A 22,942-nucleotide genomic window follows, 5' to 3' on the forward strand; every position below is an offset into this window, starting at 1 on the left:
GGGTTGAATGAATGGTGCGTTTGGTACAGCAGGGATTAGCAGCGATCGCCTTCTATACGGTATTGCCCGTCCCTCTATCTTGGGCTCCTGAGTTTCAGGTGGTTTCGCGATTTGCTCCCCTGGTGGGGTTGCTGATTGCTGGGCTCTTGAGTCTAGTTGACTTTGGGCTGCGATGGGTAGCCATGCCCGATTTAATGCGAGCCGTCGTCCTGGTTCTACTATGGGTAGCCATTACGGGAGGGCTGCATCTGGACGGAGCGATGGACTCAGCCGATGGGCTAGCGGTTCTCGATCCACAGCGGCGACTGGAGGTTATGGCTGACAGCCGCACCGGGGCCTTTGGGGTGATGGCAGCGATCGCCCTCCTCGCGCTGAAAATTGCGGCCATCGCTACCCTTCAGCACCCGTTGAGTTGGATGCTACTGCTGGCAACCGGATGGGGGCGTTGGGGACAACAGGTTGCAATCGCCTGCTATCCGTACCTGAAACCTGATGGTAAAGGAGCATTTCATAAAACAGCCATTCCCTCCTGGACAGGAACCCTTCCGGGGTTCCTGCTCATGCTAGGGATAGCCCTTGGGTCCCTTGTTTGGAACTCGTCAGCTACAGCACCTTGGCTTGTGCCGGGTTTGGGAGGTGGGGCGATCGCCCTTCTAAGCGCAGTCTGGTTTAACCGTCGGTTAGGGGGGCATACGGGCGATACCTATGGAGCCGTCGTGGAATGGACAGAGGCGCTAACCCTGGTGTTAGGTACGCTACCCTAAAAAGTGGGCCACGTTGATGGAGAGATGACCATCAGGCGTTTGCAGCTCGTCCCCCTGATTTGTGCTGGATCTGTATGAGTCAACCTATTCAAGAGTCTTTGGTAACCACAGCCCGAAATTTAGGCATCCCTGCCATTCAACGGCATATTTTTCTGTGTGCTGACACCACGGTTCCTAAATGCTGTGACAAAGAAACGGGTTTAGTCGCTTGGGACTATCTCAAAAAGCGGCTTAAGGAGTTAGGGCTGGATGCTCCGACAGAAGCTCGCTCTAGCTGTACCTTTCGCACCAAAGCGAATTGCCTGCGAGTTTGCCAACAGGGGCCAATCCTGGTGGTATACCCCGACGGAGTGTGGTACCACAGCGCAACACCTGAGGTTATTGAGCGGATTATTCAAGAACATGTACTTGGCAATCAAATCGTTCAGGAGTATGCCTTCGTAGTGCATCCTCTCCCAACCACCTAGCGAGGGCAAAATCAGGACTTGGGTTTTACACATAGCGTTTCTGGGCTGATAAAGCCAAAGGATGTGAGACAAAATTCACATGCGCGCACTTCACTATTACTAAGCGGCGAAAATCAATTTTCCTTGAATAGGACAGGTAGAACCTGACACACCTGACAAATTTGGTGGTGAAACTGGATTCTGCTGTCGCTTTATAGTTGCCGCTAATTTGCTTAAGAATTAAGAAAGAAAGCAGCACTTCCGGTTATTTCTTCCTTTACCTGTAATCATACTGACGAGTGCTGTTTGAACTTTCTGAAGAATTTTGTAGAACACTTTTTGAAAGCTTTACACCATAGCCATTGTCTAGGAGGCGCCACTAAATTGTGGAGAAATCTTAGAGGCATGCTTTCAGAAATGAGGGCATAAGTTGCTGGTTTTATTGATTTACACTTGTTTCTGAAACTAAAACCATAGATTTTAGGTCTACAAACAAGCCCTTTAAGTGATGTCAAAAACCCTCTAATCCTTTGTACTGAAGCGATTAGTCCATTTTCGAAGTGAGGCACTATAATTTAGCGAGAAGTCGAGCCGATAGTTAATATGCTTCTCGCGCATCTACTCTGAAAGTTCTGGGTATCATAGATGCAGGAATAGGTTACAAGAAGAAGTGGCCAATGACTTTTCTGCTCCTGAATCAACAGGGCGTATTAGTCGTCAGCAAACTGGCCTTTTCTTCCGTGTGGGCGGCTTCTTCGGCGTCCATTCCACCAGAAAATACGACAGTTCCAGGTTTGTCTTGGATATAGGCATGGCGAGTATAGAAGTATGACGAAAGAAGGCGGCACAGGGGAGCAAAAACGTCTCCTCCTCATTGACGATGACCCTAACCTGATTTTGCTGGTTAAAGATTATCTCGAGTTTCGGGGCTATCAGGTCGATACGGCTGAGAATGGGCAGGAGGCTCTGGACTTACTCCAGGGAGAAACTCCAGACATGATTATTTGTGACGTAATGATGCCGCAAATGGATGGGTACTCCTTTGTCGAACATGTTCGCAAAGATCCCCGTACCAGTTGGATTCCAGTTTTGTTCTTATCCGCCAAGGGACAGAGCCAGGACCGGGTAAAAGGGCTCAATATCGGGGCTGATGTTTATATGGTCAAGCCCTTCGAACCGGAAGAATTGGTGGCTCAAGTCGAGTCTTCTCTCAAGCAGGCTTCCCGCTTGATTCAACGGCAAGACAAAGGCATGGATTCGGCTCCTAAGATTCAAGTCCCCTTCGACGTGGAGCTTACACCGACTGAACTACGAGTCGTACAATATGTGGCCCGCGGTATGGCAAATCGTGAAATTGCCGAAGAGTTAAATGTAAGCCAACGGACGATTGAAAGCCACGTTAGCAATATGTTGGGCAAAACGGGTTTGCACAATCGAACGGAGCTAGCTCGATGGGCGATCGAAAATAGCATGGCTTAGATGCCGTTTGAAGAGTCTGAATTAAAAGGGACACAGCAATGCTGTGTCCCTTTTAATTCATTCATGATGAGATAGATAAACCCATGGCAATTGACGCTGAGGGTGAGATAGCCTCATTCAGGAGGCGTTTTGCAAAGGTTGATCCAGCCTTTTTGGAGGGCAAGATCCAGAAGGAGAGCAGCGATCGCAAACAACAAAATCCCTTCCCCAACCCATACCGCCAGCACTATCCAGGCGATTTCTCCCTGCCAGCCCATGTCTCCTAACCCTAAACCCCTCACCAGGGTAAAGGCCATTACAGTCCCCGACTTCAGTTGAAAATTTTTGATGTCTTGCCGAACGGTGTAGCGATAGGTAACCCCAAACAAAAATCCACATAAGCTAACTTCCAGCCAATGTGCCAGGGCTAAGGGATGATTACTCAATGCAAAGCTGAAGGGATTAGAATGCCCCAGGGCTGACAAAAGTATTGATAGAGCCAGGATGATCCCCATTACGGGAAGCGTCGCACTTGCCCCTAACAAACCTGCCTTCAAAGATTCAACCCGTTCTAATTGCCGCCCGTCCATACGTTTTAGGATCACCGATAAAATTTTTGAGGGAGGGGCGGCCTCGCTGCCCCCCTCAAAAATTACAGGCTATTCAATACGTACTCCCTAATATCTGAATTCTTTACCTTTCGGACATCAGGAATAGCTGCCGCACTACTTCCCGGTAGGGTTGTACAAGTCGCCACTCACGAGTGAATTGATGGATAGGTTTCCCTACCATATTGGACTCTGGGAAGCGAACGGACTTGGGTACTGGGTCGAATACCCGAATACCTTCGAATTGCGATCGCAAAATTTTCATCACATCCTGGGTGATGGTGGTATGAACCTCTGCCATGGTAGGCAGCACCCCCAAAATTTCCAGGTCAGGGTTTAACCGCTGCTGCACCGTGTCGATGGTCTCCATCAACCCCTGGAGGCCCTTCAGGGCGAAAAATTGGCATTGTACAGGTACGAGCAATGCGTCGGCAGCTGACAAAGCATTCAAGGTCAATAATCCCAGGCTGGGAGGGCAGTCAATGACAATTTGTTCAAACTGCTCCAGGTAGGGATCCAAAGCTTTCTTGAGGCTATGTAACCGATTGGGCTGCTGTTGTAATTCTTTTTCGATTTTTGCCAGAGCAATACCTCCTGGAAGAAGAGTAATACCAGAGGCGGTTGTCACCGTGGCATCTTCCAGGGGAACCTTCCCCACCAGTACTTCATAGGCCGTCGGTTGCCCATCAGCCAACTCGACCCCCAAACCTGTGGTGAGGTTACCCTGAGGGTCTAGATCGATCGCCAAACAGGAGCCTTCTTCTGCAAGAAGCCCTGCGATCGCAATGGTAGATGTAGTTTTGGCAACGCCTCCCTTTTGGTTTGCGATCGCAGTAATCATGAGACAAATCAACCAGATTTTTCCGTCGGGCTAACCGGTTGCCGCCATGGTTCTAAAAAACTGGAACCACTAATGACGGCCCAGAGCAGCCATCCCGCCATTAAAACCCCTCCCAGGGCCATCATAAGCGAAATGAACTGAGACACTGCCTCTGAGGATACCAGAGAAGGTTGAACTGGTTTCGTAATTGGGCGAGAGCGATGACGAACTGCCGTCGTGGAGCGAGCGGAAGTAGAGACGATGCGGGATGCGCTCGTCTGGGGCTGGGTGATGATTCCAGAAGCGACCGTGGCCCTCATTTGTTGAAGTTTTTGGCTCACTGAAATGGGTCGTTGGCCACTGCGACACCACTGAATAAGAGATGGGGCATCAATGGCACAAAAGTTATTTGACGGAATTTCGTAAACCTTTTGCAACAGCCCTCGGTCATTCGTGGCCAGTACTGTCAGGTAGCTTGAGTGACTGAGTGACAACGCATAGGCACAGCGAGCAGCGGCCAGCGCAATACGAGCCCGTTTGGTAAGGGCTTGGGCCGCCGCCGTCAAACTGGGGTGATGGGCTGTGGCCTCTGTGATTTTCCAGGTACTAGTGGGATAGAAGTGATGAAAGGCTCGGGCCAGCGACTCCAGATCAGGATCTGGAGTGCGCCCATAGAGAAATTTCATCTCTTCGTAGACAGACTGTGGAATATGGACTTCACCAATCCGAGAAAATTCAAGCCATTCCCGATTGGTGCCCGCTGATAGGGCGCTAATATCCAAAACAACGAGCACAGGGGGATTGAACGACATTTTAGCCTCCGATACCAAGCCGACCTGATAGGCCCGGGGTGAGTGGGAGCAATGTTGCTGCCATCAAAAACAATGCTAAAAGCGCAAAAGCAGCCCTGGCATCATCAGGTTCGGTTAATTCGTTTAATGCTGGGCGTTCGAGATCCCGTTGCAAAAATAGAATGACAATAGCCCAGTACAACGCTAGTGGATTGACCAGAGAGGCAACCCCTAAAATAATCAAGGTTGCGGCAGTGGTGCGCCCCGCTACTTTACGACCGTAGATGGCCTGAACGATACGTCCTCCATCTAACTGACCGGCAGGCATCAGGTTAATGGCATTAATGATCAAGCCGAGCCATCCCACCACGACTAATGGATGTACTTCAATGTAAGGCTGCTGAACTGCTTCTCCAAGGATAATTCGAGCCATTGTACCGACGAGAATTGAACCTTGAAAAAATTCTGATTGCAATGGGAACAAACTACCCGTTTGTATACCACCCTGATGTGATAATGATAATCCGATTATCAGAAAGATGAAGGCTAATAAGCCACCTGCCGCTGGTCCCGCCAGGGAAATATCAAACAACACATTACGGTTAGGCAAAAGCGACTCAAACCGGACAAGGGAACCTAAAGACCCTAACTGCCAGGCTGGAAGGAAGAAGGGTGGGCTAAGGCGGACCTGGTAACGCCGTGCCACCCAGCGATGGGCAACTTCATGGACTGCCAGGATGCTTAATAGCCCTCCACCGATTGCTAGAGTTTCTGGAATCCGCGCGACCTCTGTACTGAGGTCAAACCCTAAAAGAATACCCGCTGCTTCCAAGCAGGTTGCCAGGGTTGCCAGAGCCAATACCAGCGCAAATAGCTTTTGGGTCAGGGTTGTGGGCTTGGGATCATTCTGGCTAGGCAAAATCACAACAGTCGGCCGCTCCGTTGGATCATTCAGCAAGAACAGGCGATAGCGATCGCCCATACGCTCTTCTAAGCGAGCCGATAAGGATTGATGGGTCTCGGCTGCGTCTCCCCGCAAATTGCCTTTGAAGATAGCCCCATCCATATAAGGAATAGTTTCGATAGCGAAAAAGGTATCAACCCCGAAAATTTCTTTAATCTTTTGTAGATCTTCTGCTGGAATTTTCTCAACGGCTAGCGTTGGTTTAACGACATCAGACGTAGGAGAAGGAGCCTCTGAGGAGCTAATTACCTCTGTTTGCCCACTGGGTTCCTCTGAAGCAACTGCTGACGGACGACGAAAAGCTGAGGCATCTTGCCCCAAGGCTCGCAGCTGGTTACCTAAGTAAATATAGGCAACTGTCGATAGCACCAGAATTACCAAAATAGCTGCCAAGTTAATGAAAATACCCAGGCTGAACAGGCTAAAGACTAAAAGCCAGGGAGCCATCAGTACAACCGACTGCAGCCAGGCCAATAGCCCAGGCTTGCCATAGGGGCGAGCACGATTGAATCCCCATACCAATACACCGAGCGCAACCAGCAAAATCAGAATAATTATCATCACTCAAGCAATATTTTTACAAAACTTTACAGGTTATCAGGAGAATTTTCCCTTCTTAGAAAAACGAAGGGATTTTCCCTGGTAAAAGATCTGCATTGTTGTTGCATTATATGGAGTCTTGCAACTCTTCCCATCACCCCATAAGCGAAGTTATAGTTGCATCTTGCACCTTGCCATCCCGAAATTCAAAGTCCTCATGTTCTCGCGGCTACGTGGTAAAAACACGAAAACTGCGTATTTTGACATAGCATCTAAGTATAGCTACTGTCATTTTTGTCAGAACGTAGGCCGAGGGCGAGACGCTGCACAACTTAATCCTTAGCTAGTAGTCTGTCAATGTTCAAGTGTGGGGTTGACCCACACTTGAACATGAAATTTGAGGAGTTTTTGAGGGGTTGTAGACCCCTCAAAAACTCCTTGACAGCGTGCTGGTGTCTTAATAAAAATAGCCGGGGCATGTTTTAAAGTTGATTGAAAGAGTCATTTTTTCGTGCATAAAGCACACGAAAAAATGACCTTTAAAGCAGGTCCTAGCCATGAGCGGCAGAAATCAACCGTGGTTGGAATGGAGAATCGTTCAAATCTTCCACCCCAAATAACCTGAGTTCGGGTTAAGGGTGTTTCCGAGTACCGTGCGTTGCATGGCACTCGAAAAAGCTCATTTTGGCGTACGCTTTGCGCACGCCAAAATGAGCTTTTCAGCTTATCCCGAACTGAGGTCAAATATAGGAAAACTTAAACTTTTGAACACAGGGCTGTTTGGAAGTTTTTTTTGGATAAGCGTAAGAAAGAACACCTTTCCAGACAGCTTTAAAGTACGTGGTGGTGTTTAAGCATCAGGACGAGCCGCCGCTACCGCTTGCCGGAGATGTCCTTGGTGCTCTGTTAGAAGGCGATCGCTCGTGTCCACATCCAAGCCGGTCCAGTGCATGAGTAGTGCTAGCTTGACCCGCCGCTGGCTGCGCTCTAATAGCTCAGCCGCTCCATCTCGGCTCAATTGGGTGAGGTCTTGGACAATCCGAACGGCCCGATCCAGCAACTTCTGATTGGTAACAGCCACATCTACCATGCGGTTACCGTAGACCTTACCAAGCCGCACCATCGTTCCAGTAGAAAGAATATTCAGGGCCATTTTGGTAACGGTTCCGGCCTTCAATCGGGTGGAACCCGCTAGAATTTCAGGGCCAACCAGCAAGCGAATATCAATGTCTACCGCAGCGGATACCTGCTCGGCTGGTACACAGGCGATAAAGATGGTGGTAGCTCCGCGTTGACGGGCTTCTGCCAAAGCTCCGTGGACGTAAGGGGTTGTGCCTCCAGCAGCAATGCCCACTACAACATCATGCGAAGTGATTTGACGCTGGGCGATCGCCTCTGCCCCATCCTCTGCTCGATCTTCTTTATCTTCGGAACTGCGAACCAAAGCTGGCTCGCCGCCAGCAATAATGCCTTGTACCAGTTCAGGAGGCGTACAAAAAGTGGGAGGACACTCTGCTGCATCCAAGACTCCGAGCCGACCACTGGTACCGGCTCCTACATAAAACAGCCGACCTCCCTGGCTCAGGGTTGCTGCGGTTCGATCAATAGCCTCTGCCAGTTTTTCTCGAACTGCGGCGATAGCTGCAACCGTTTTTTGGTCCTCCTGGTTAAACAGCGTCACCATCTCTAAGGTAGATAAGCTATCAAGCTGCTCACTGGCGGGGTTGGCCTGTTCGGTCAGAAGGTGACCGCGCTCTGATAGTCCTGTGGCTTGCGTCATTACAGCAATCCCTCCAAGCGGCGGCGAATCGCATCTAGCTCTGAGGTGGAGAAATCATCCGGTGGCGGCTCTGGCCCCTTTTCAGGATCCCACTCAACGTCGTCCAAATTTGTTTCAGGGGGGATAGCAAGGGTTCCTTCAGGGACCAGAACACACTCGTACTCCGCTTCCTCGCAAAATTCCTCCACCTCTTCCGACTCAATAGGCTCCACACTAGGAGACAGGAAATCTTGGGCTTCCAATAGCAGCCCATAGCGAGTGGCATCTTCCTCTGACTCAAACATCAGCACAACATTACGGTCATCCTCCTGCATTTTGAGGGTATAGATGCCTTCGTTTTCAGTGCCAGGGTTGAACAGTAGGACGTATACACGCATGAAAATTACGGGGTGCAGGACAATACGGAACACGACTATGAAACCCCATGGTATAGCAGTAAGCTACAAAGGTTAAATTCGCCTGAAGTATTCCTAAAAAATCCCTGGCCCTATATCTTTTTAGGATTAGACGCATCCTCACATTGGATTGGTATTACGCATTTTTGTCAGTGATCTTTCCCACACTACCGCTATCGCAAAACTTATACCGGAAGGAGAGAGATTAGCTTAAACCGGTCTCCTTTGCAGCAATTCTCATTTTGAAATCCAACCCGAAAATAGCCCGCCTTCGGCGGGCTATTTTCGGGTTGGATTTCAAAGCTGAGAGTTCGTGCCCTTCGGGCACGAACTCTCAGCTTTGAAACCCATACTGAGAATTGCTGTCTCCTTTGGGTTACAAGCCCTATGTCAACTGCCACAGCAAGAATAGTGCTAGTTCTGAGTCCTTCAATCCTTCAAGTGTTGATTTTTAGGACTGTTTCAAGGCCAAAGCTCGATTGAGCTTGCCACTGCTAAATCCTTCCAGATCTAGGGTGACGTAGAGAAAGCCGTAAATCTGGAACTGTTCGACCAGGGCAGGTAGGTCTTGAGTCTGCACAAAGGCCTGAATGTCCTCAACCGGCAGTTCAATGCGGGCAGTGTCTCCCTCGGAACGCACGCGCAAATTCTTCAAGCCTAATTGCCGCAGATAGCGCTCAGCCCGACCGACTCGTTGCAATTTCTCAACGGTAATGGTTTCGCCGTAGGGGAAGCGGGAACTGAGACAGGGCTGAGCAGGTTTGTCCCACCAAGGCAGACCCAGATTACGGGAGAGCTCTCTCACTTCTAACTTGGAAATGCCAACTTCTGCCAGAGGCGATCGCGCTCCCCGTTCCTTAGCAGCCTGAATTCCTGGACGATAGTCACCCAAATCATCAGCATTTACCCCATCCACGACGTAGGGGTAGCCCCAGGCCAAAGCCAAAGGTTTTAACGTGTCGTGTAATTCGCTTTTACAGAAGTAGCAGCGGTTGACCGGATTGGCGGTGTAGTCCGGATTGTCCATTTCGTGCGTCTGGACAATTTTGTGAGGAATGCCCATCTCTGCTGCCTGCTTACGCGCATCTTCCAGATCCTCAGGCATTAGCGAAGGGGATTCGGCCGTGACGGCGAGGGCGCGATCGCCCAGCACATCAAAAGCCACCTTGGCTACTAAAGTACTATCAATACCACCAGAGTAAGCAATGAGCGCCTGTTCCATTTCCTGAAACAGGGCTTTTAGCTGCTCATACTTTTCTGCTAAGGTTCGCGTCGTTAAATCCATGACTCACCCCAACATTTGACCGCCAAGTCAAATTTCCCTGGCTACACTATCAAACAGTGTAACGAATTCTGGATAAAGCCATTTCAATGGAGTAATACCACCTGCTATGAACTCCGCTTCCTCTAGAAACGGTATGTTTTTTGTTGGAACGCCCGTGTAACGGGCATCCCAACGAAAAACATGCTGATAAGCAGAAATTTCCTGTGCAATGTAAGAGCACCTGAATAAATAAAACAGGGAGAGCGATCGCCCTCCCTGTTTCAGGTAGATGTTGCGGTCAACGCCGCAAATATTGCACAAGGGCACGCAGGCCCAAGTAATAGCTATCGGCTCCAAACCCACTCACTTGCCCAATGGCAACCGGAGCGATGTAAGAGTGGTGACGAAACTCTTCACGCCGGTAGATATTACTGAGGTGAACCTCAACCGTTGGAATTTCGGTGCCAGCAATGGCATCCCGAATAGCAACGCTGGTGTGAGTATAGGCTCCTGGGTTAATCAGCAAGCCATGACGCACTCCCATCGCAGCATGGATGTGGTCTATAAGGGCCCCCTCATGATTTTCCTGAAAGCTTTCGAGAGATACATTACCCAGGGCATTCGCTTCTTCCCGCAAGCGACGATCAATCTCTTGAAGGGTTATACGACCGTAGGTTTCGGGCTCACGCTTCCCCAGCAAATTAAGATTTGGCCCATGAAGAACCAAAAGATTGAGAGGCGAAGTGTTGTCTAGCAAGGCTTACCGGCGGCGCCCCCGATCATCAACAGGAATGGGAATCGGCTCAGCTTCGGGCTGCACATCAGGCCCAAGGATAGCTTCGATCAGCTTTTGTGCCCATTCCCGTAGCTTTTCCAGTACATTTTCAATGAAATCCATTGATCTGCTAGCTCCTTAGGTAGCTTAGAGCAGCCCTGCCCCTGCAGCGATCGCTTAACAGGGACAAAACCTCTAATCTTTCGATCTCAGTAAATAGATCATAACGAATCATCGAAAATGATCAAGTATTACTTTTTGAGCCTGCCTGCTATGAAGAGGCCGCTAACATCTGCCCCCACCTTCAACTCAGGGGCTTGCGGCTTATTCCGACAATTGAGGAATTGTTACAAGATAGCGATATCCGCTCTCCGGAGTACCCTGTAGCTTGATATCACCTCCATGAAGCTCAATGAGCTGCTTACAGAGGTTCAATTCCAGGCTTTGGCGGGAGACGGTAGCGATTTTCTTAGCTCGTTGCACTTCCGCAAGAGGGCTTTCTTCATCAATGTTTTCTGAAGCAAGCTCAGGATAGTTCGCTCCATTATCCCAGGTGCTTCCGGGAGTGCTTTCCATCAATTGCCGCAACAAGTAGTCGGCATGGGGCAGCCCATCTCCTAGCCAGGGATGATAGACAGAAATAGCCAGGGTTAGATGGTTGTCACGACGAGACACATGAACTCGGATATCGCTATCAGGGCTGGCGGCCTGAATCACACTGAGAACCAGGTGATACAGCATTTGCCGAATTTTATCCTTGTCGAGTAGCCAGATGCGATCGCTCGGCCCCAGCCCCATTGTCAAACGCAACTGCTGCTCTTGCCGTTGTGCAGCCTGCTGAAGAGCCGTAAGCGACTGCTGACAAAGCATTTCAATATCAACAGTGGATAGGTTCAGGGAAGCGTTCTTCTCTTCCAGAGCCCCTAACTCCAGCATTTCATTCAGCACAGAGAGTAAATACTGGCCACTGTTGTGGATGATGTCCATGTATTCCTTCTGTTTATCGGTCAAGGGGCCATAGATCTCGCGATTGAGAACACTAGCCATACCGAGAATAGAGGTAAGTGGGGTTCTTAGCTCTTGAGCCATGTGGGATAGCAGAGTTCCTTTAATGGCACTGATGTTACTTGTAAGAGGTGCTGGGGCACTAACTGCCATTTTTTCTGCGATCGTTTGCTTACGTAGATAGCTACGCTCGTACTCGCTCATACACCAGCGAGCAACCAACTCCAGCATTTCGAGTTCACGACTGGTAAATTGGCGAGGAGATAGGTCCATCACAGCCAATGTTCCAATGCAGTAGCCACTGGACGTAAATATGGGAACTCCAGCATAAGCCTGAATCCCATAGCGTTGAACCAAACGGCTGTTAGCAAACCGCTCATCTAAGCGAGTATCAGATAAGGTAAGAACCTGTTGTGTATCAAAAACCTGTGAGCAGAACGCTTCATTACGTGGGAGTTGGCGGGAGGTTGCCAACTCATTCATGAGCCCAATGCGGCAAAGCCCAAAGGCCGATTTGAAGAGCTGTCGATCTGGCTCCATCAAACCCAAGATACAAATAGGTGCATTCAATAAATGGGCTGCGGTTTGCGTTGCCTCCTCGAATACGGGCACGCTTTCGATATCCATCAGCCCTAATTCTGATATCGCCTTTGTCCGTCGATGCTCATCTAGCGCTTCAGCAGCATCGTCGTAATGGCAAAGTAATTTAGAATTTGGGTCTAGCATTGGAACCCTCTGATCAGGGGTAATGTTGTGGGCGCGAAGATGGGTGGAACAAAGGGTCTGATGTTTGGAACTTCAAAACACCAAATTGCCTTGATCTATTTTCAGGATTCCCTAAGTTAATTTGCGAATTGCACCATCATGCAAAGGGTCTGAATTTCGTCTAAACTCGTCATGCAGTAAGCTCAGAGTGATCGATAAGCCCCTATAAAATCATCCGTAATTCTACTGGCGAAACGAATGATTGGTTGAGGAAAACCCTTGTTTTCTAGGAGTTTATAAGGGTTGCATAATTCGAGCTTAAACAACTCAGGTTAAATTCAAGCAATTTCACTGACGGTTTCCGAAAAGCACCATCTCTAATAGGAAAGGACGTCTAAGATCGCAACAGCTACCCAAGCATTTTATAGCGCTTAAAGCAGTGCAAAACATTACGAGGAACTGCTGCAATACCTGATGTCTAGAGATATGTCTATTAAATTACAAAATCTTTAGCTCAGTTCGCTGGGGGCCACGTCTTAATCGAAACTGTTTTCTTAAGGATCTCTCGTCAAATCTTGTGTGAAGTCTTTATTGTTTTCTTACCTATAACTTAAAGTCCTGTATAATTTAAGTCAGGATTTTTGAGCCAGTGACTTTCGGGCGAAGCATAAGTCTGCGATGGGTTCAACTTAACCATTAGACTATCGTGCCGCGAGTGTGTTGTAGAAGAAAGGGTACAGAATGCCTCCACAACAGCCAAATATGGATGGATCTAAAGCATTACTTTCAACTCACCTTCTTTACGCATGAAATTCATAGGTAATGTCGTTTTTCTGAAGCTATACAGAATGGGAGGAGTGGCATGCAGTTCCACTCCTCCCATTCTGTATAGCTTCCTATTGATTTGAGATTAGGGTATTAAGGGATAAGCTGTGGCGATCGCCACAGCTTATCCCTTGTGCTCTGTCCCTAATGCAAGGGTCCATAGGGTGTGCCAAGTGCAATAAGGTACAACACAACGGCACTTGCCCCTACAAGGACTACCGCCAGATATAACCCCTGCATCATTTCCCGTGACATGCGCATACCAACCTCCTTCCCTGGGGGAACTTGAGCGAACCGTTCCTGCTGTTAGTGTCTGAAGCCAATGCCCCAGCAACATGACGATGCTACCGGTTTGCCGCTCCTCTGCCTGTCTTCTCAAGGGAAGAACCTAGAAATCCTAGGGCTGACTCCTGTATAGGGTCTTGTTTAACCACGGGGCTCACACAAGTGAGCTAGATACGAGCATTCAGAAGCATTCATAGAATTTACGGTGCTTGAAATCTGCTACATACCACACATGTGCCAGCCCCGAACTTTCAGCAATATTTTGGCCAGTCTTTCTAAAACCCCTGACTTTTGAAATACTGCGCTCCTTAAATTAGGGGATTCAGAAAAAACTGTCCGGATGGGTAGACGAGTTTCCAGTTCTAATTGGTCAGGCCATGCTCCAGAGCATAACGAACCAGCTCTGTACGGCTATTTGTGCCGGTTTTGCTGAATAAGCGGCTTACATACTTTTCAACATTACGTACGCTGGTTTCAAGGCGACGGGCAATTTCTTTGTTCATCAGACCCTCAACAACCAAATTAAGCACACTCTGCTCTCGGGGAGTAAAGTCAATTTTGATCGGAGCTGGGGTTTGAGTCACACCGCCTTTTTGGGTAAGCATCGAACGAATTTGAGCAATTTGTTCACGGATGTCGGCAATGTCGGATTTGTCGCCATCAGTGGCTGCCCGACTGAGAGAAGCTCGCCGCTCTAACAAGCTATTGACGATCGCCACCAATTCTTCTGGGTCAAAAGGTTTTGGTAGGTAAGCATCACAGCCTGCCTGATACCCCTGAATCCGATCAGTCGTCATACCGCGAGCTGTAAGGAACACCACCGGCAGGGTTTCAAATCGGGGGTCGTCGCGCATTTGCTGGAGAAACTGATAACCATCGACCTGGGGCATCATGATGTCGGATATGACCAGATCGGGTAGAGTTTGCTCCAACAAATCCCATCCTTCGCGGGCATTACTGGCCACATGCACGGTAAATCCACTGTCCTCCAGGTAAGCCTGTACGGCCTGCCGTAAACCTGGTTCATCATCTACCAGCAACAACTGTCCAGTCATTTGCGTATCTCCACCATGTATGCAGTTTAGGGGCAAGAGTTTCCAGGAGTACCAGTTGAAAGGAAAGGGGCATGCTTTGGCTATAGAGCTCAATGCTGCCGTTCTCCTGGCATTCACCCTTTCCTACCGTACCGTGCCAAAATCCCAATTTCCAGAGAAGCATAGTAATAGATAGATGCGGAGCTTGCACCAGAACTCCGATCCCTCTTTTCACCTGTGCTAGAGAACAACAGAGGTGAGGACTAGTAGGCTGCGGCCTAAGTTCGCAACCTATGTTTTGTGTGGGGTGCTTCGCACCCCACACAAAACATAGGTGATGGATTTCCGCCTCAGCGTACTAGGGAGCACAAATAAAACAACCTGTACTTGTTTTTGAGGGCGGGCGAAACTGCTTCTTCCTCAAAAACAAGTACAGGTTATTCAATACACGATCCTAAGCAGAAAGCCGCCTGATATATCCAACTTGAGTTCAGGTTAAGGACGTTTTCGAGAGTTGCGAATTGCGGGGCACTAGAAAAGATCCATTTTTGTGTGCAAAAAGCACACAAAAATGGATAGTTCAGGTAATCCCAAAGCGGGGTTATTTACAAAGTGGGGATTGTGGATGAAAAATTGCCCCTTTCGAAGCCTTTTCCAACACCCTCGAAAAGATGCTGATAAACTGGAAGCAAGCAAGGATATTCCCTTGCTTTTAATTTAGGAAATTTTCTTTCGGAACCCTAAATGTTGCTGCTGTCAGCGTTTGATTTATCCCTATCGTCCCTCTCCTCAGTGTTGATGGCTCTACCCTTAGTTGATGGGTTGCTGTCCACTCAGGGAGTTATGGTTATGCTCCTGGTGGCCTACGCCGGAGCCATGTGGATGTTTCTTACCAGTGCACCTAAGGTCTACACAGTGATGGTGTCTGACCTGGATTTGGCCCGTCGCATCTATGAAGATGTGCTCGATCTGTCGGCGGCGGATGTGCCTTTGCACTACTACTACAACTACGAGCAAACTTTGGGGGCTGCCTCAATTGACCCCACGTTTTTCTCAACAGCCGCCTACGGTGCTACACCGACACGGGCAGCTAATGCTCCAGAAGGACTGTGGTATCAACTCAGAAAAAACACTCAGCTTCATGTTGTTTCAGGAGCCAGCATGGGCCAAAACGACCGACAGCGCCATGTCTGCTTCGACCATGATTGTATGGAATTGTTGCTGATGCGCGCCCAGACCCGGGGAGCTCAGTATAAAATACGTCGCGATAAGCCTCTTAATTTCCTCTTAAAGGATTGGCAGGGGCGCATTTATGAAATGGCCGAAATATCAAATTAGCTGTCACCGAGTCACGACCTAAAATAGGTTGGAGGCATCCATGGAGACCCTGATCGAAGTCGGTTTAGTTGAAGCCCTTGCGGCGGCTCTCTTTGTTGGTTTCTGCCTGTTTATTAGCTATTTGCTCCAGCCTCGGAAGGTCTATGAACGGCGGCTAGCTCAAATACTTGACCAAATCGCAGAACCTGAAAGGCTAGTTCCCCCGCAGTTAACCTATCGAGGAGCACCCTGCCCAGCGCCAGTTGTACAGGCTCCTCCAGTTGAGATTCCTGCACCTCCAGAAATAAAACTTGAGCCTGCTGTCCCGGTTCAAGCGGCAGCACCTGTTATTCAGCTGACTTACCGGGGTGTGCCCTATAGGCAGGTATCTGTAACCAGCTCGGACGTGACGTCGTTGGGCGATCGCCCTCAATAACATCCAATTCACTTGGGATCGTGCATTGAACAACCTGCGATTCTTTCTTGGAAGTGGTGGCTAAGCCACCACTTCCAAGAAAGAATGACAGGTTGTTTTATTTGTGATTCTTGAGCAAGCTTCAGCAGTGGCACAGTGAAATGTACTGCGCCACTCTTTTTATACTTGGCCTGCCTGTGAAGGCTTGACCCATCGCGTCAGAAGTTGGCGATCATTATCCTCAAATCCAATGTTTCGGTAGAGGCGTTGAGCGGATGAATTATGCCGTTCGACCTCCAGGTAAAGCCGTTTGATGCCCTGCTGCTGACAAAAGCCTTCAATAAAGTCAAAGGTTTTTCGCCCAATGCCCTGTCCCCGGTAGGGTTCCTGCAAGTAAATTTCATCGACACACGCTTCCTGGCCCAGTGCTTCCAGGCTATAGCCCAGGGCTAGCATCACATAACCGATGGGGTTAGGACAGCAGATCAGCCAGATGCGACCCCAGTGAGGGTGAGCGAGGAGATCTTCCAGGGCTTGAGGAAGGCGATCGCCGGGATCAGGATGTTGGTCGTAGGCATAGTAAGCCTGGATCATTGGCAGCAACCGAGGAATGTCTGATGGGGTAGCCGATCTGAAAGACAAGTTAGATTCCATCGGTTCCTTCCATGATCGGGATGGGACGGTTCTAAGCAACAAAGCCAGGACGTAGTATTACATGCTACACCCTGGCTTACTAAGGAGATTTCTGAGAAACAATATCCCCATTATTTGGAAATCTCCTAAGTTTCTGGCTATGGAAATAGGGACGGCTATGATAGTTGCTCTTGACGACAACGGTAAGCCTTCAAGTCGAGCCCTGAGATGTGAATGACATGGCTTTCAACAGCGTCCTGTTCTGGGTCTAGACATTGAGCTGCAGCTTCGGTCAACCAAATTTCGTTGGCAGCGGCTACGTCTTCCCCAAGTTTGGAGGCCAGATTCATTTCAACACCGTAGACATTGTTGTAATGAGTTGGCTCGGCCATCATCAACAACTCCCCATATCCAATACCGATGCTGGCCTGCATATTTAAGGGAGCAAGCCGCTTTATAGACTCCCGAGATACGGTCAGGGCAGTTGCAACATTCGGGAAAACGGCGTAGATATTGTCCACCTCAATTTTGAAGATTTGGCCGCCTTGCTGTTCAAACAGGGGTACCAGGGTTCGCCGCATTTGTTCCACCCTGGCGAGGGCTTCAATAATATTGCTCTGCTGACAGCCTCGAGAAAAACCGGCGGAATCTAATACCAGCACCGCGTAAGTTTCGACGAATAATTCGCGGATGTGGTTGTCGATGGCAGCCCGTTTATCGGGGTGGTCAAGGCGATCGCTCAACAACCGCTCCAACTCGGGCTGAGAATTACCACGATAGACAAAGAAGGAATTAGAACACGACATAGCAAGATTTCAGGAATTTTTGAAGGAGAAATGTTTGGAACCAGGTGACGGATTTAAGCGACCTCGGCAATTTTTTTGAAGTGAGCCGAGACGCTTTCCAGGGAACGCGACACCAGTATGCCCTGAAACCCTCGCCAATACATCAGAAGAGCATACCCGACTTTTTTTATCGGGTATGTTTGACGGGGTTTGTAGCCCGTGTTACTATCAGCTCAACTTGTTCGAGAAACGGGTGAAATGCCCACTCCATAAACCCTTTAAAGTTTTCAGCGTACCAAGGAACTTTTTACAACATGACTCAGGCTATCGACCCCACCACTCTGAACCGTACCCCTGCTACAGCGGCCACCTTTACAGCTCTGCAGTGTAAAGAGTGTGGTGCCGAATATGAACCGAAGGCAATCCATGTTTGTGAAAGTTGCTTTGGCCCCCTAGAAGTTGCCTACGACTACAGCGCCCTGGCTCGCACCGTTACCCGCCAAACCATTGAAGCTGGCCCCAACTCGATCTGGCGCTACCGTTCCTTTCTCCCCGTTGCGACCGACAACCCCATTGATGTGGGCACCGGGATGACTCCTCTGCTCAAAGCCAATCGTCTGGCTCGCCGCCTGGGAATCAAAAACCTCTACATCAAAAACGATGCAGTCAACATGCCCACCCTGAGCTTCAAGGATCGGGTGGTGTCTGTGGCTCTGACTCGCGCCCGTGAATTGGGCTTCACCACCGTTTCCTGTGCCAGTACCGGAAACCTGGCGAACTCGACTGCAGCGATCGCCGCTCATGCTGGTTTGGAGTGCTGCGTCTTCATTCCTTCCGATTTGGAAGCCGGGAAAGTGCTCGGCACTCTGATTTATGCTCCCACAGTGATGGCTGTTCATGGCAACTACGACCAGGTCAACCGCCTCTGCTCGGAAGTCGCTAACACCCACGGCTGGGGCTTTGTCAACATCAACCTGCGCCCCTACTACTCTGAGGGTTCTAAGACCCTGGGTTATGAAGTCGCTGAGCAGTTGGGATGGCAACTGCCTGACCACGTTGTCGCTCCGCTGGCTTCTGGTTCCTTGTTCACCAAGATCTACAAAGGCTTCAATGAGTTTGCCAAGATTGGCCTGGTAGAAGAAAAGGCAGTACGTTTCAGTGGTGCCCAGGCCGAAGGTTGCTCCCCCATTGCTCAAGCCTTCCGCGAAGAGCGCGACTTCATCTCACCTGTGAAACCAAATACCATTGCAAAATCCATTGCGATCGGCAACCCTGCTGATGGTGTTTATGCTCTAGAAATCGCTCGCAAAACAAACGGCAACATTGAATCTGTTACCGATGCGGAGATTGTAGAAGGGATTAAGCTGCTAGCAGAAACGGAAGGCGTGTTCACCGAGACGGCTGGAGGTACCACTATCGCCACTCTGAAGAAGCTGGTAGAAGCCGGAAAGATTGACCCCGATGAAGTCACGGTAGCCTACATCACCGGCAATGGCCTCAAGACCCAGGAGGCAGTACAAGGTTATGTGGGTGAGCCCCTCACCATTGAGCCTAAGCTAGAAAGCTTCGAGCGGGCTCTGGAGCGGGCTAAGACCCTGGATCGTCTGGAATGGCAGCAAACCATCGTTTAATACGGTCGAAGGATTGGGTTTTCGTGGACTATCTCCGCGAAAACCCAGTTCTGGCCCACGACGAGGTTACAGAGTAACTGAAAGGCCTTACCTGAATAATCTTTATCCGGATAATGTTTATAAAGATTTGACGGAAAAGCCATGAGATCTTGTTAAGGACACGTTCTTCTTCAAGATGATCCGCTAGGCTTTACCTAGAGCCCGTTTCATCAAGAACTGTTTTTTACTAAAGGGAACCGACCTTTTAGCCCTAATTTCTGCTCTACTTAGAGCGTATTCCCCCTATTTTCACCACTTCAAGCTGATCATGGCTATCAAAGTTTTGATTCCCACCCCCCTACAGAAGTTTACGAAAGATCAGGCAACCGTCGAGTGCAGCGGTGCAACGATCGATGACCTGATGAACGAACTGGAAACTCAATTCCCAGGCATTAAGGCACGTCTATGCGATGATGCTGGGAACCTGCGGCGCTTTATCAACTTTTACGTCAACAGTGAAGACATTCGCTTTTTGGAAGGGCAGAGCACAGCTCTGAAGGATGGCGATGAGGTTAGCATTGTTCCGGCTGTAGCTGGCGGTTGAACCTCTGTAGAGATCTAAAAAGAATCGTGCGTGGTGCCGGGCACCACGCACGATTCTTTTTAGATCAAGATTTAGTCAAACATGTGAATGGGATGGAGTGAAAGAGGCACTTCGTGCCTCTTTCACTCCATCCCATTCACATATCTAGAACACAGCTCATCACACACGACTTTAGGACATCAGGTGCCGATGCGGCTGAAAAGCTCAGGGCTCATGTAGGAGCGATCGCCCAGCCGTTGTAGCAAGGGGCCATGGACGTCGAACTTCACAACCGTGAGGGATGCGGCGGGTACGTCGATGCGATCGCGATACCGCCCGATATCAATTCCCAGTAGGCTACACAACATAATCCGAATGGTGGCTTTGTGGGATACCACAAGCACATTACCGGAAGTATATTTCTGTTCAATTTCGGCCAGAACTAGATTGGCGCGGCTGGCAATTTGTACCGAGGTTTCACCGCCTGTAGGAGGATTCCATGCGGGTTCTGTGAGCCACCGTACATAGTCGTCGTTGTAGTGTTCTTTCACATACTCAGGGGTTTGCCCCTCCCACTCGCCGTAATGGATTTCCTTCAGGCCGTCGCGGAGGTGCATATCCTGGGCGATCGCATCACAAAGAGGCTTCGCGGTCGCAATAGTGCGCCTCATAGGACTGGCATAAACTGCATTCCAGGGCAAAGCCGCGTAAGCTTCTGCAAATTCCTGGGCCATGGTATGGCCTTCAGGCGTCAATTCGGGGTCAATGCTGCCGCAATATCCTCCGGTTTGACTGTAAGGAGTTTCGCCGTGGCGCAATAAGTAGAGGATTAGGCTCATGACACAGTCCGTAGGGGCAAATGATTGAGAGATCACGTCTTCGCACCTATCGTACCGAAAAGAAATTTATCAGCCATGTCTCAAAGGTCTCACGCATGAAAATTAGTATTGTGAGGGAATGAAATGGAACGACGTGCGATCGCTTAGCGTTCCATTTCATTCGCCTCAACAACACGCCAAAATTAGGTACTGTCGAATTATCGGAAGGACGCTAAACACTCCTGCCACAATAACCAGGCCCATATTAAAAAACGCGACCAAAAATTCCTTTGTATAAAAGTTGGCTCATCTGTACCGATAGAGAGATGCCCACCGAGTTATTTTTTTGTGAAGCTCGTGTAGATGTTTAATACCTGGGTACCATGACTCACGTTCTATTGGTAGATGATGAAGCTCCCCTGAGGGAAAGCCTCACCTACACACTGCGAAAAGAAGGATATGAAGTTTCGACCGCAGTGGATGGACACAGTGCGATTAAACAGTTTCATAAGCTTGGGCCAGACATTGTACTGTTGGATTTGATGTTGCCCGAAGTAGATGGAATGGAAATTTGTTGGCGAATTCGGGCTTTTTCCAATGTTCCTATTGTGATGTTGACAGCGAAGGATCAGGATATTGATAAGATCCGGGGTTTGGAAGCAGGAGCTGATGACTACATCACAAAACCCTTTAACACCCGAGAGTTATTAGCTCGCATGAAGGCAGCCCTGCGCCGCCATGGTGGAGAGCGCACGTAACATGGGCTGGTCGCCTCGACGCATTAACTGGAATTCAATTCATACTCGGCTCTTAGCTAGCTACCTACTTCTAGCGACCCTGGGCACGTCGCTTATGTCTGGCTACATTTTGTGGTCATTTTATGCCTACTTTATGGATACCAGGCAGACAGACCTGAATAATTTGGCAGCCGCCTTAAGTGAAAGCGTTGCAGATGCGTTGGAGAGTGGCAATATTGAGCAGGTGCGCGTCATTACTCAACGCTATGGGGCTCCTGAAAGCGTTACGGTCCGAGTGTTCAGCCCAGAAGGTACGTTGCTATCGACCTCTACCCCAGAGATCGATCGGCAAGTCACTGACTGGCTGGCCATACCGGGTATTGCTCAAGCGCTAAAGGGACAGCCTAGTCAGGGAGTTGCCAAAGGGGTCCTGACACGGGAGGATCGCCTTTACTCGAATAAGCCTATCGTGCGGAATAACGAGCTGATAGGAATGCTGCGAATTTCGATTACCCTCGGGCAATTCCAGCGGCAGTTTGCTCGGATCATCTGGACAATCTTAGGTAGCCTTGCTCTGACCATCTTCCTCTGCGCGTTGATCAGCGATCGCTTTGCCCGCAGTCTCTCCAAGCCCATTGAGACGATGCGGAGTTTTGCCATGCGGGTAGGGATGGGGCATTTTGGCGATCGCCTCTCCATTCGTACCAGCCAGGAACTTGACCAACTGGCTGCAGAACTCAACCGCATGAGTGAACGACTGGCCTCTCTGGATGAAGAACGGCGCGCATTTCTTGCGAATGTATCCCACGAGCTACGTACTCCCGTTAGTAACGTACAGGTGACCGTAGAAGCTCTGGAGAATGGGGCTGTTGAAGAAATTGAGTTGCGCGATCGCTTCTTCCAAACCATCAAGGATGAGACTAAACGATTATCCAGTTTGATCTACGACTTATTGGATTTGGGCCGCCTGGAAGCTGGGGTTGTGCAGCTCGACCAGCAAATGATGTCTCTGGAGGGCCTGGTGAACCGTGCTGTGCGGGCGATGGAGTTGCGGATGGATGCCAAGCAACTATCCGTCCAAGTGGATGTAACAGATGTGCAATTTATGGGTGACCCTGAGCGGCTCCTTCAAGCACTTCTGAATGTGCTGGATAACGCGATTAAACATTCGCAGACAGGGACAGAAATTTTTATTGCAGGACGACGCGGTAAAAATTCGGCTGTGCTCATTGTTCGAGATCAAGGACCGGGAATTCCCCGGAAGCACTTGCCGCATATTTTTGAGCAGTTTTATACGACCAATGCTTCTCGAAATGGCAACAGTACAGGACTGGGATTGGCGATCGCAAAACGTATTGTAGAGGCCCAAGGTGGCCGCATTACAGCCAGTAGCAAGGCCGGTGAAGGAGCAACGTTTACGATTACCCTGCCGCTTTAACGGTGTTGTATAGCGCTACGCGCTTAGAACCTGAAAAGCTCCGCTCCGCAGGGCTTTTCAAAAAAATACTGTCCTAACCCCATGTAAGGCTATATAGCGCTATGCACGTTGATTAAGTACGGTGGTGTGGGGCACTTCGTGCCCCAC

At 49.5% G+C, this 22,942-nt stretch carries 24 protein-coding genes; 10 read left to right on the top strand and 14 right to left on the bottom strand.

Annotated features, from left to right (window positions below):
* The first annotated feature begins 11 nt into the window (after positions 1-11).
* From cobS to NDI52_RS17240, 3 genes are all read left to right on the top strand, one after another.
* A complete protein-coding gene (gene cobS, locus NDI52_RS17230; RefSeq protein ID WP_190772305.1) occupies positions 12-764 on the top strand; it encodes an adenosylcobinamide-GDP ribazoletransferase in 753 nt (250 codons plus the stop codon).
* A gap of 74 nt (positions 765-838) precedes the next feature.
* A complete protein-coding gene (locus NDI52_RS17235; protein WP_190772306.1) occupies positions 839-1,231 on the top strand; it encodes a ferredoxin in 393 nt (130 codons plus the stop codon).
* An 807-nt stretch (positions 1,232-2,038) separates the two neighbouring features.
* Complete coding sequence (locus NDI52_RS17240) at positions 2,039-2,689, top strand: response regulator transcription factor (protein ID WP_190772307.1); 651 nt, start codon at positions 2,039-2,041, stop codon at positions 2,687-2,689.
* A 113-nt stretch (positions 2,690-2,802) separates the two neighbouring features.
* Here NDI52_RS17240 and NDI52_RS17245 read toward each other — a convergent pair whose 3' ends face one another.
* From NDI52_RS17245 to NDI52_RS17260, 4 genes are all read right to left on the bottom strand, one after another.
* Entirely contained in the window at positions 2,803-3,258 is a 456-nt protein-coding gene (locus NDI52_RS17245) for a hypothetical protein (protein ID WP_190772308.1), read from the bottom strand.
* 103 nt (positions 3,259-3,361) lie between these two features.
* Entirely contained in the window at positions 3,362-4,117 is a 756-nt protein-coding gene (locus NDI52_RS17250; protein WP_190772309.1) for an AAA family ATPase, read from the bottom strand.
* 8 nt (positions 4,118-4,125) lie between these two features.
* Positions 4,126-4,908, bottom strand: coding sequence for a hypothetical protein (locus NDI52_RS17255; protein ID WP_190772310.1), 783 nt, complete (start codon positions 4,906-4,908; stop codon positions 4,126-4,128).
* A gap of 1 nt (position 4,909) precedes the next feature.
* Positions 4,910-6,412, bottom strand: coding sequence for a site-2 protease family protein (locus NDI52_RS17260; protein WP_190772311.1), 1,503 nt, complete (start codon positions 6,410-6,412; stop codon positions 4,910-4,912).
* A 641-nt stretch (positions 6,413-7,053) separates the two neighbouring features.
* Between NDI52_RS17260 and NDI52_RS17265 the strand changes: the two genes are divergently transcribed.
* Positions 7,054-7,245: a hypothetical protein gene (locus NDI52_RS17265; RefSeq protein WP_190772312.1), complete on the top strand. Its 192-nt coding sequence runs from the start codon at positions 7,054-7,056 to the stop codon at positions 7,243-7,245.
* Here the strand turns inward: NDI52_RS17265 and murQ are convergent.
* The 7 genes from murQ to NDI52_RS17300 form a co-directional block, all read right to left on the bottom strand.
* Entirely contained in the window at positions 7,242-8,171 is a 930-nt protein-coding gene (gene murQ / locus NDI52_RS17270; protein WP_190772313.1) for an N-acetylmuramic acid 6-phosphate etherase, read from the bottom strand. The two genes, NDI52_RS17265 and murQ, sit on opposite strands and share 4 nt — an antisense overlap.
* The gene (locus NDI52_RS17275) at positions 8,171-8,548 is read right to left on the bottom strand and encodes a DUF3110 domain-containing protein (RefSeq protein ID WP_190772314.1); all 378 of its coding nucleotides are present in this window, start codon (positions 8,546-8,548) and stop codon (positions 8,171-8,173) included. The genes murQ and NDI52_RS17275 overlap by 1 nt, the downstream gene beginning before the upstream one ends.
* 469 nt (positions 8,549-9,017) lie before the next feature.
* On the bottom strand, positions 9,018-9,851 hold the full coding sequence (larE, locus tag NDI52_RS17280) for an ATP-dependent sacrificial sulfur transferase LarE (RefSeq protein ID WP_190772315.1): 834 nt from the start codon (positions 9,849-9,851) through the stop codon (positions 9,018-9,020).
* A gap of 277 nt (positions 9,852-10,128) precedes the next feature.
* Positions 10,129-10,587, bottom strand: a complete 459-nt coding sequence (gene aroQ / locus NDI52_RS17285) for a type II 3-dehydroquinate dehydratase (protein ID WP_190772316.1) — start codon at positions 10,585-10,587, stop codon at positions 10,129-10,131.
* Positions 10,588-10,590: 3 nt separating this feature from the next.
* A complete protein-coding gene (locus NDI52_RS17290) occupies positions 10,591-10,728 on the bottom strand; it encodes a hypothetical protein (RefSeq protein WP_190772317.1) in 138 nt (45 codons plus the stop codon).
* A 201-nt stretch (positions 10,729-10,929) separates the two neighbouring features.
* Positions 10,930-12,336 (bottom strand): GAF domain-containing sensor histidine kinase, encoded by a 1,407-nt coding sequence (locus tag NDI52_RS17295; protein WP_190772318.1) that lies wholly within the window; start codon positions 12,334-12,336, stop codon positions 10,930-10,932.
* A 1,451-nt stretch (positions 12,337-13,787) separates the two neighbouring features.
* A complete protein-coding gene (locus tag NDI52_RS17300; protein WP_190772319.1) occupies positions 13,788-14,480 on the bottom strand; it encodes a response regulator transcription factor in 693 nt (230 codons plus the stop codon).
* 723 nt (positions 14,481-15,203) lie between these two features.
* On the opposite strand from NDI52_RS17300, the gene NDI52_RS17305 reads away from it, so the two are divergent.
* A complete protein-coding gene (locus NDI52_RS17305) occupies positions 15,204-15,797 on the top strand; it encodes a glyoxalase-like domain protein (protein ID WP_190772320.1) in 594 nt (197 codons plus the stop codon).
* Between the two features lie 40 nt (positions 15,798-15,837).
* Positions 15,838-16,212, top strand: a complete 375-nt coding sequence (locus tag NDI52_RS17310; protein WP_190772321.1) for a hypothetical protein — start codon at positions 15,838-15,840, stop codon at positions 16,210-16,212.
* 159 nt (positions 16,213-16,371) lie between these two features.
* Here NDI52_RS17310 and NDI52_RS17315 read toward each other — a convergent pair whose 3' ends face one another.
* A complete protein-coding gene (locus tag NDI52_RS17315) occupies positions 16,372-16,845 on the bottom strand; it encodes a GNAT family N-acetyltransferase (RefSeq protein ID WP_190772322.1) in 474 nt (157 codons plus the stop codon).
* Positions 16,846-17,000: 155 nt separating this feature from the next.
* On the bottom strand, positions 17,001-17,630 hold the full coding sequence (locus NDI52_RS17320; RefSeq protein WP_190772323.1) for an adenylate/guanylate cyclase domain-containing protein: 630 nt from the start codon (positions 17,628-17,630) through the stop codon (positions 17,001-17,003).
* A gap of 293 nt (positions 17,631-17,923) precedes the next feature.
* On the opposite strand from NDI52_RS17320, the gene thrC reads away from it, so the two are divergent.
* Both thrC and NDI52_RS17330 read left to right on the top strand, forming a co-directional pair.
* Entirely contained in the window at positions 17,924-19,240 is a 1,317-nt protein-coding gene (gene thrC / locus NDI52_RS17325; protein WP_190772324.1) for a threonine synthase, read from the top strand.
* A gap of 307 nt (positions 19,241-19,547) precedes the next feature.
* Positions 19,548-19,823 (top strand): MoaD/ThiS family protein, encoded by a 276-nt coding sequence (locus NDI52_RS17330; RefSeq protein WP_190772325.1) that lies wholly within the window; start codon positions 19,548-19,550, stop codon positions 19,821-19,823.
* Positions 19,824-20,002: 179 nt separating this feature from the next.
* Here the strand turns inward: NDI52_RS17330 and NDI52_RS17335 are convergent, their stop codons facing one another.
* Complete coding sequence (locus tag NDI52_RS17335; RefSeq protein WP_190772326.1) at positions 20,003-20,641, bottom strand: histidine phosphatase family protein; 639 nt, start codon at positions 20,639-20,641, stop codon at positions 20,003-20,005.
* A gap of 362 nt (positions 20,642-21,003) precedes the next feature.
* On the opposite strand from NDI52_RS17335, the gene NDI52_RS17340 reads away from it, so the two are divergent.
* Positions 21,004-21,378 carry a response regulator gene (locus NDI52_RS17340; protein ID WP_190772327.1) on the top strand — a complete coding sequence of 125 codons (375 nt, stop codon included), beginning with the start codon at positions 21,004-21,006 and terminating at the stop codon, positions 21,376-21,378.
* 1 nt (position 21,379) lies between these two features.
* A complete protein-coding gene (locus NDI52_RS17345) occupies positions 21,380-22,795 on the top strand; it encodes a HAMP domain-containing sensor histidine kinase (protein ID WP_190772352.1) in 1,416 nt (471 codons plus the stop codon).
* Positions 22,796-22,942 lie beyond the last annotated feature (147 nt).

The organism is Leptolyngbya sp. PL-A3 (assembly GCF_039962325.1).
In the GTDB taxonomy this organism is placed as follows: domain Bacteria; phylum Cyanobacteriota; class Cyanobacteriia; order Elainellales; family Elainellaceae; genus Vacuolonema.

Bases quoted from the DNA above. Each gene is read 5' to 3' on its own strand.
- NDI52_RS17345 (WP_190772352.1), top strand. From the start codon at position 21,380: ATGGGCTGGTCGCCTCGACGCATTAACTGGAATTCAATTCATACTCGG.
- NDI52_RS17245 (WP_190772308.1), bottom strand. From the start codon at position 3,258: ATGGACGGGCGGCAATTAGAACGGGTTGAATCTTTGAAGGCAGGTTTG.
- cobS (WP_190772305.1), top strand. From the start codon at position 12: ATGGTGCGTTTGGTACAGCAGGGATTAGCAGCGATCGCCTTCTATACG.
- larE (WP_190772315.1), bottom strand. From the start codon at position 9,851: ATGGATTTAACGACGCGAACCTTAGCAGAAAAGTATGAGCAGCTAAAA.
- NDI52_RS17290 (WP_190772317.1), bottom strand. From the start codon at position 10,728: ATGGATTTCATTGAAAATGTACTGGAAAAGCTACGGGAATGGGCACAA.
- murQ (WP_190772313.1), bottom strand. From the start codon at position 8,171: ATGACGCAAGCCACAGGACTATCAGAGCGCGGTCACCTTCTGACCGAA.
- NDI52_RS17235 (WP_190772306.1), top strand. From the start codon at position 839: ATGAGTCAACCTATTCAAGAGTCTTTGGTAACCACAGCCCGAAATTTA.
- thrC (WP_190772324.1), top strand. From the start codon at position 17,924: ATGACTCAGGCTATCGACCCCACCACTCTGAACCGTACCCCTGCTACA.
- NDI52_RS17255 (WP_190772310.1), bottom strand. From the start codon at position 4,908: ATGTCGTTCAATCCCCCTGTGCTCGTTGTTTTGGATATTAGCGCCCTA.
- NDI52_RS17275 (WP_190772314.1), bottom strand. From the start codon at position 8,548: ATGCGTGTATACGTCCTACTGTTCAACCCTGGCACTGAAAACGAAGGC.
- NDI52_RS17305 (WP_190772320.1), top strand. From the start codon at position 15,204: ATGTTGCTGCTGTCAGCGTTTGATTTATCCCTATCGTCCCTCTCCTCA.
- NDI52_RS17295 (WP_190772318.1), bottom strand. From the start codon at position 12,336: ATGCTAGACCCAAATTCTAAATTACTTTGCCATTACGACGATGCTGCT.
- NDI52_RS17315 (WP_190772322.1), bottom strand. From the start codon at position 16,845: ATGGAATCTAACTTGTCTTTCAGATCGGCTACCCCATCAGACATTCCT.
- NDI52_RS17335 (WP_190772326.1), bottom strand. From the start codon at position 20,641: ATGAGCCTAATCCTCTACTTATTGCGCCACGGCGAAACTCCTTACAGT.
- NDI52_RS17240 (WP_190772307.1), top strand. From the start codon at position 2,039: ATGACGAAAGAAGGCGGCACAGGGGAGCAAAAACGTCTCCTCCTCATT.
- NDI52_RS17260 (WP_190772311.1), bottom strand. From the start codon at position 6,412: ATGATAATTATTCTGATTTTGCTGGTTGCGCTCGGTGTATTGGTATGG.
- NDI52_RS17320 (WP_190772323.1), bottom strand. From the start codon at position 17,630: ATGTCGTGTTCTAATTCCTTCTTTGTCTATCGTGGTAATTCTCAGCCC.
- NDI52_RS17310 (WP_190772321.1), top strand. From the start codon at position 15,838: ATGGAGACCCTGATCGAAGTCGGTTTAGTTGAAGCCCTTGCGGCGGCT.
- NDI52_RS17265 (WP_190772312.1), top strand. From the start codon at position 7,054: ATGGCACTCGAAAAAGCTCATTTTGGCGTACGCTTTGCGCACGCCAAA.
- NDI52_RS17330 (WP_190772325.1), top strand. From the start codon at position 19,548: ATGGCTATCAAAGTTTTGATTCCCACCCCCCTACAGAAGTTTACGAAA.
- NDI52_RS17250 (WP_190772309.1), bottom strand. From the start codon at position 4,117: ATGATTACTGCGATCGCAAACCAAAAGGGAGGCGTTGCCAAAACTACA.
- NDI52_RS17340 (WP_190772327.1), top strand. From the start codon at position 21,004: ATGACTCACGTTCTATTGGTAGATGATGAAGCTCCCCTGAGGGAAAGC.
- NDI52_RS17300 (WP_190772319.1), bottom strand. From the start codon at position 14,480: ATGACTGGACAGTTGTTGCTGGTAGATGATGAACCAGGTTTACGGCAG.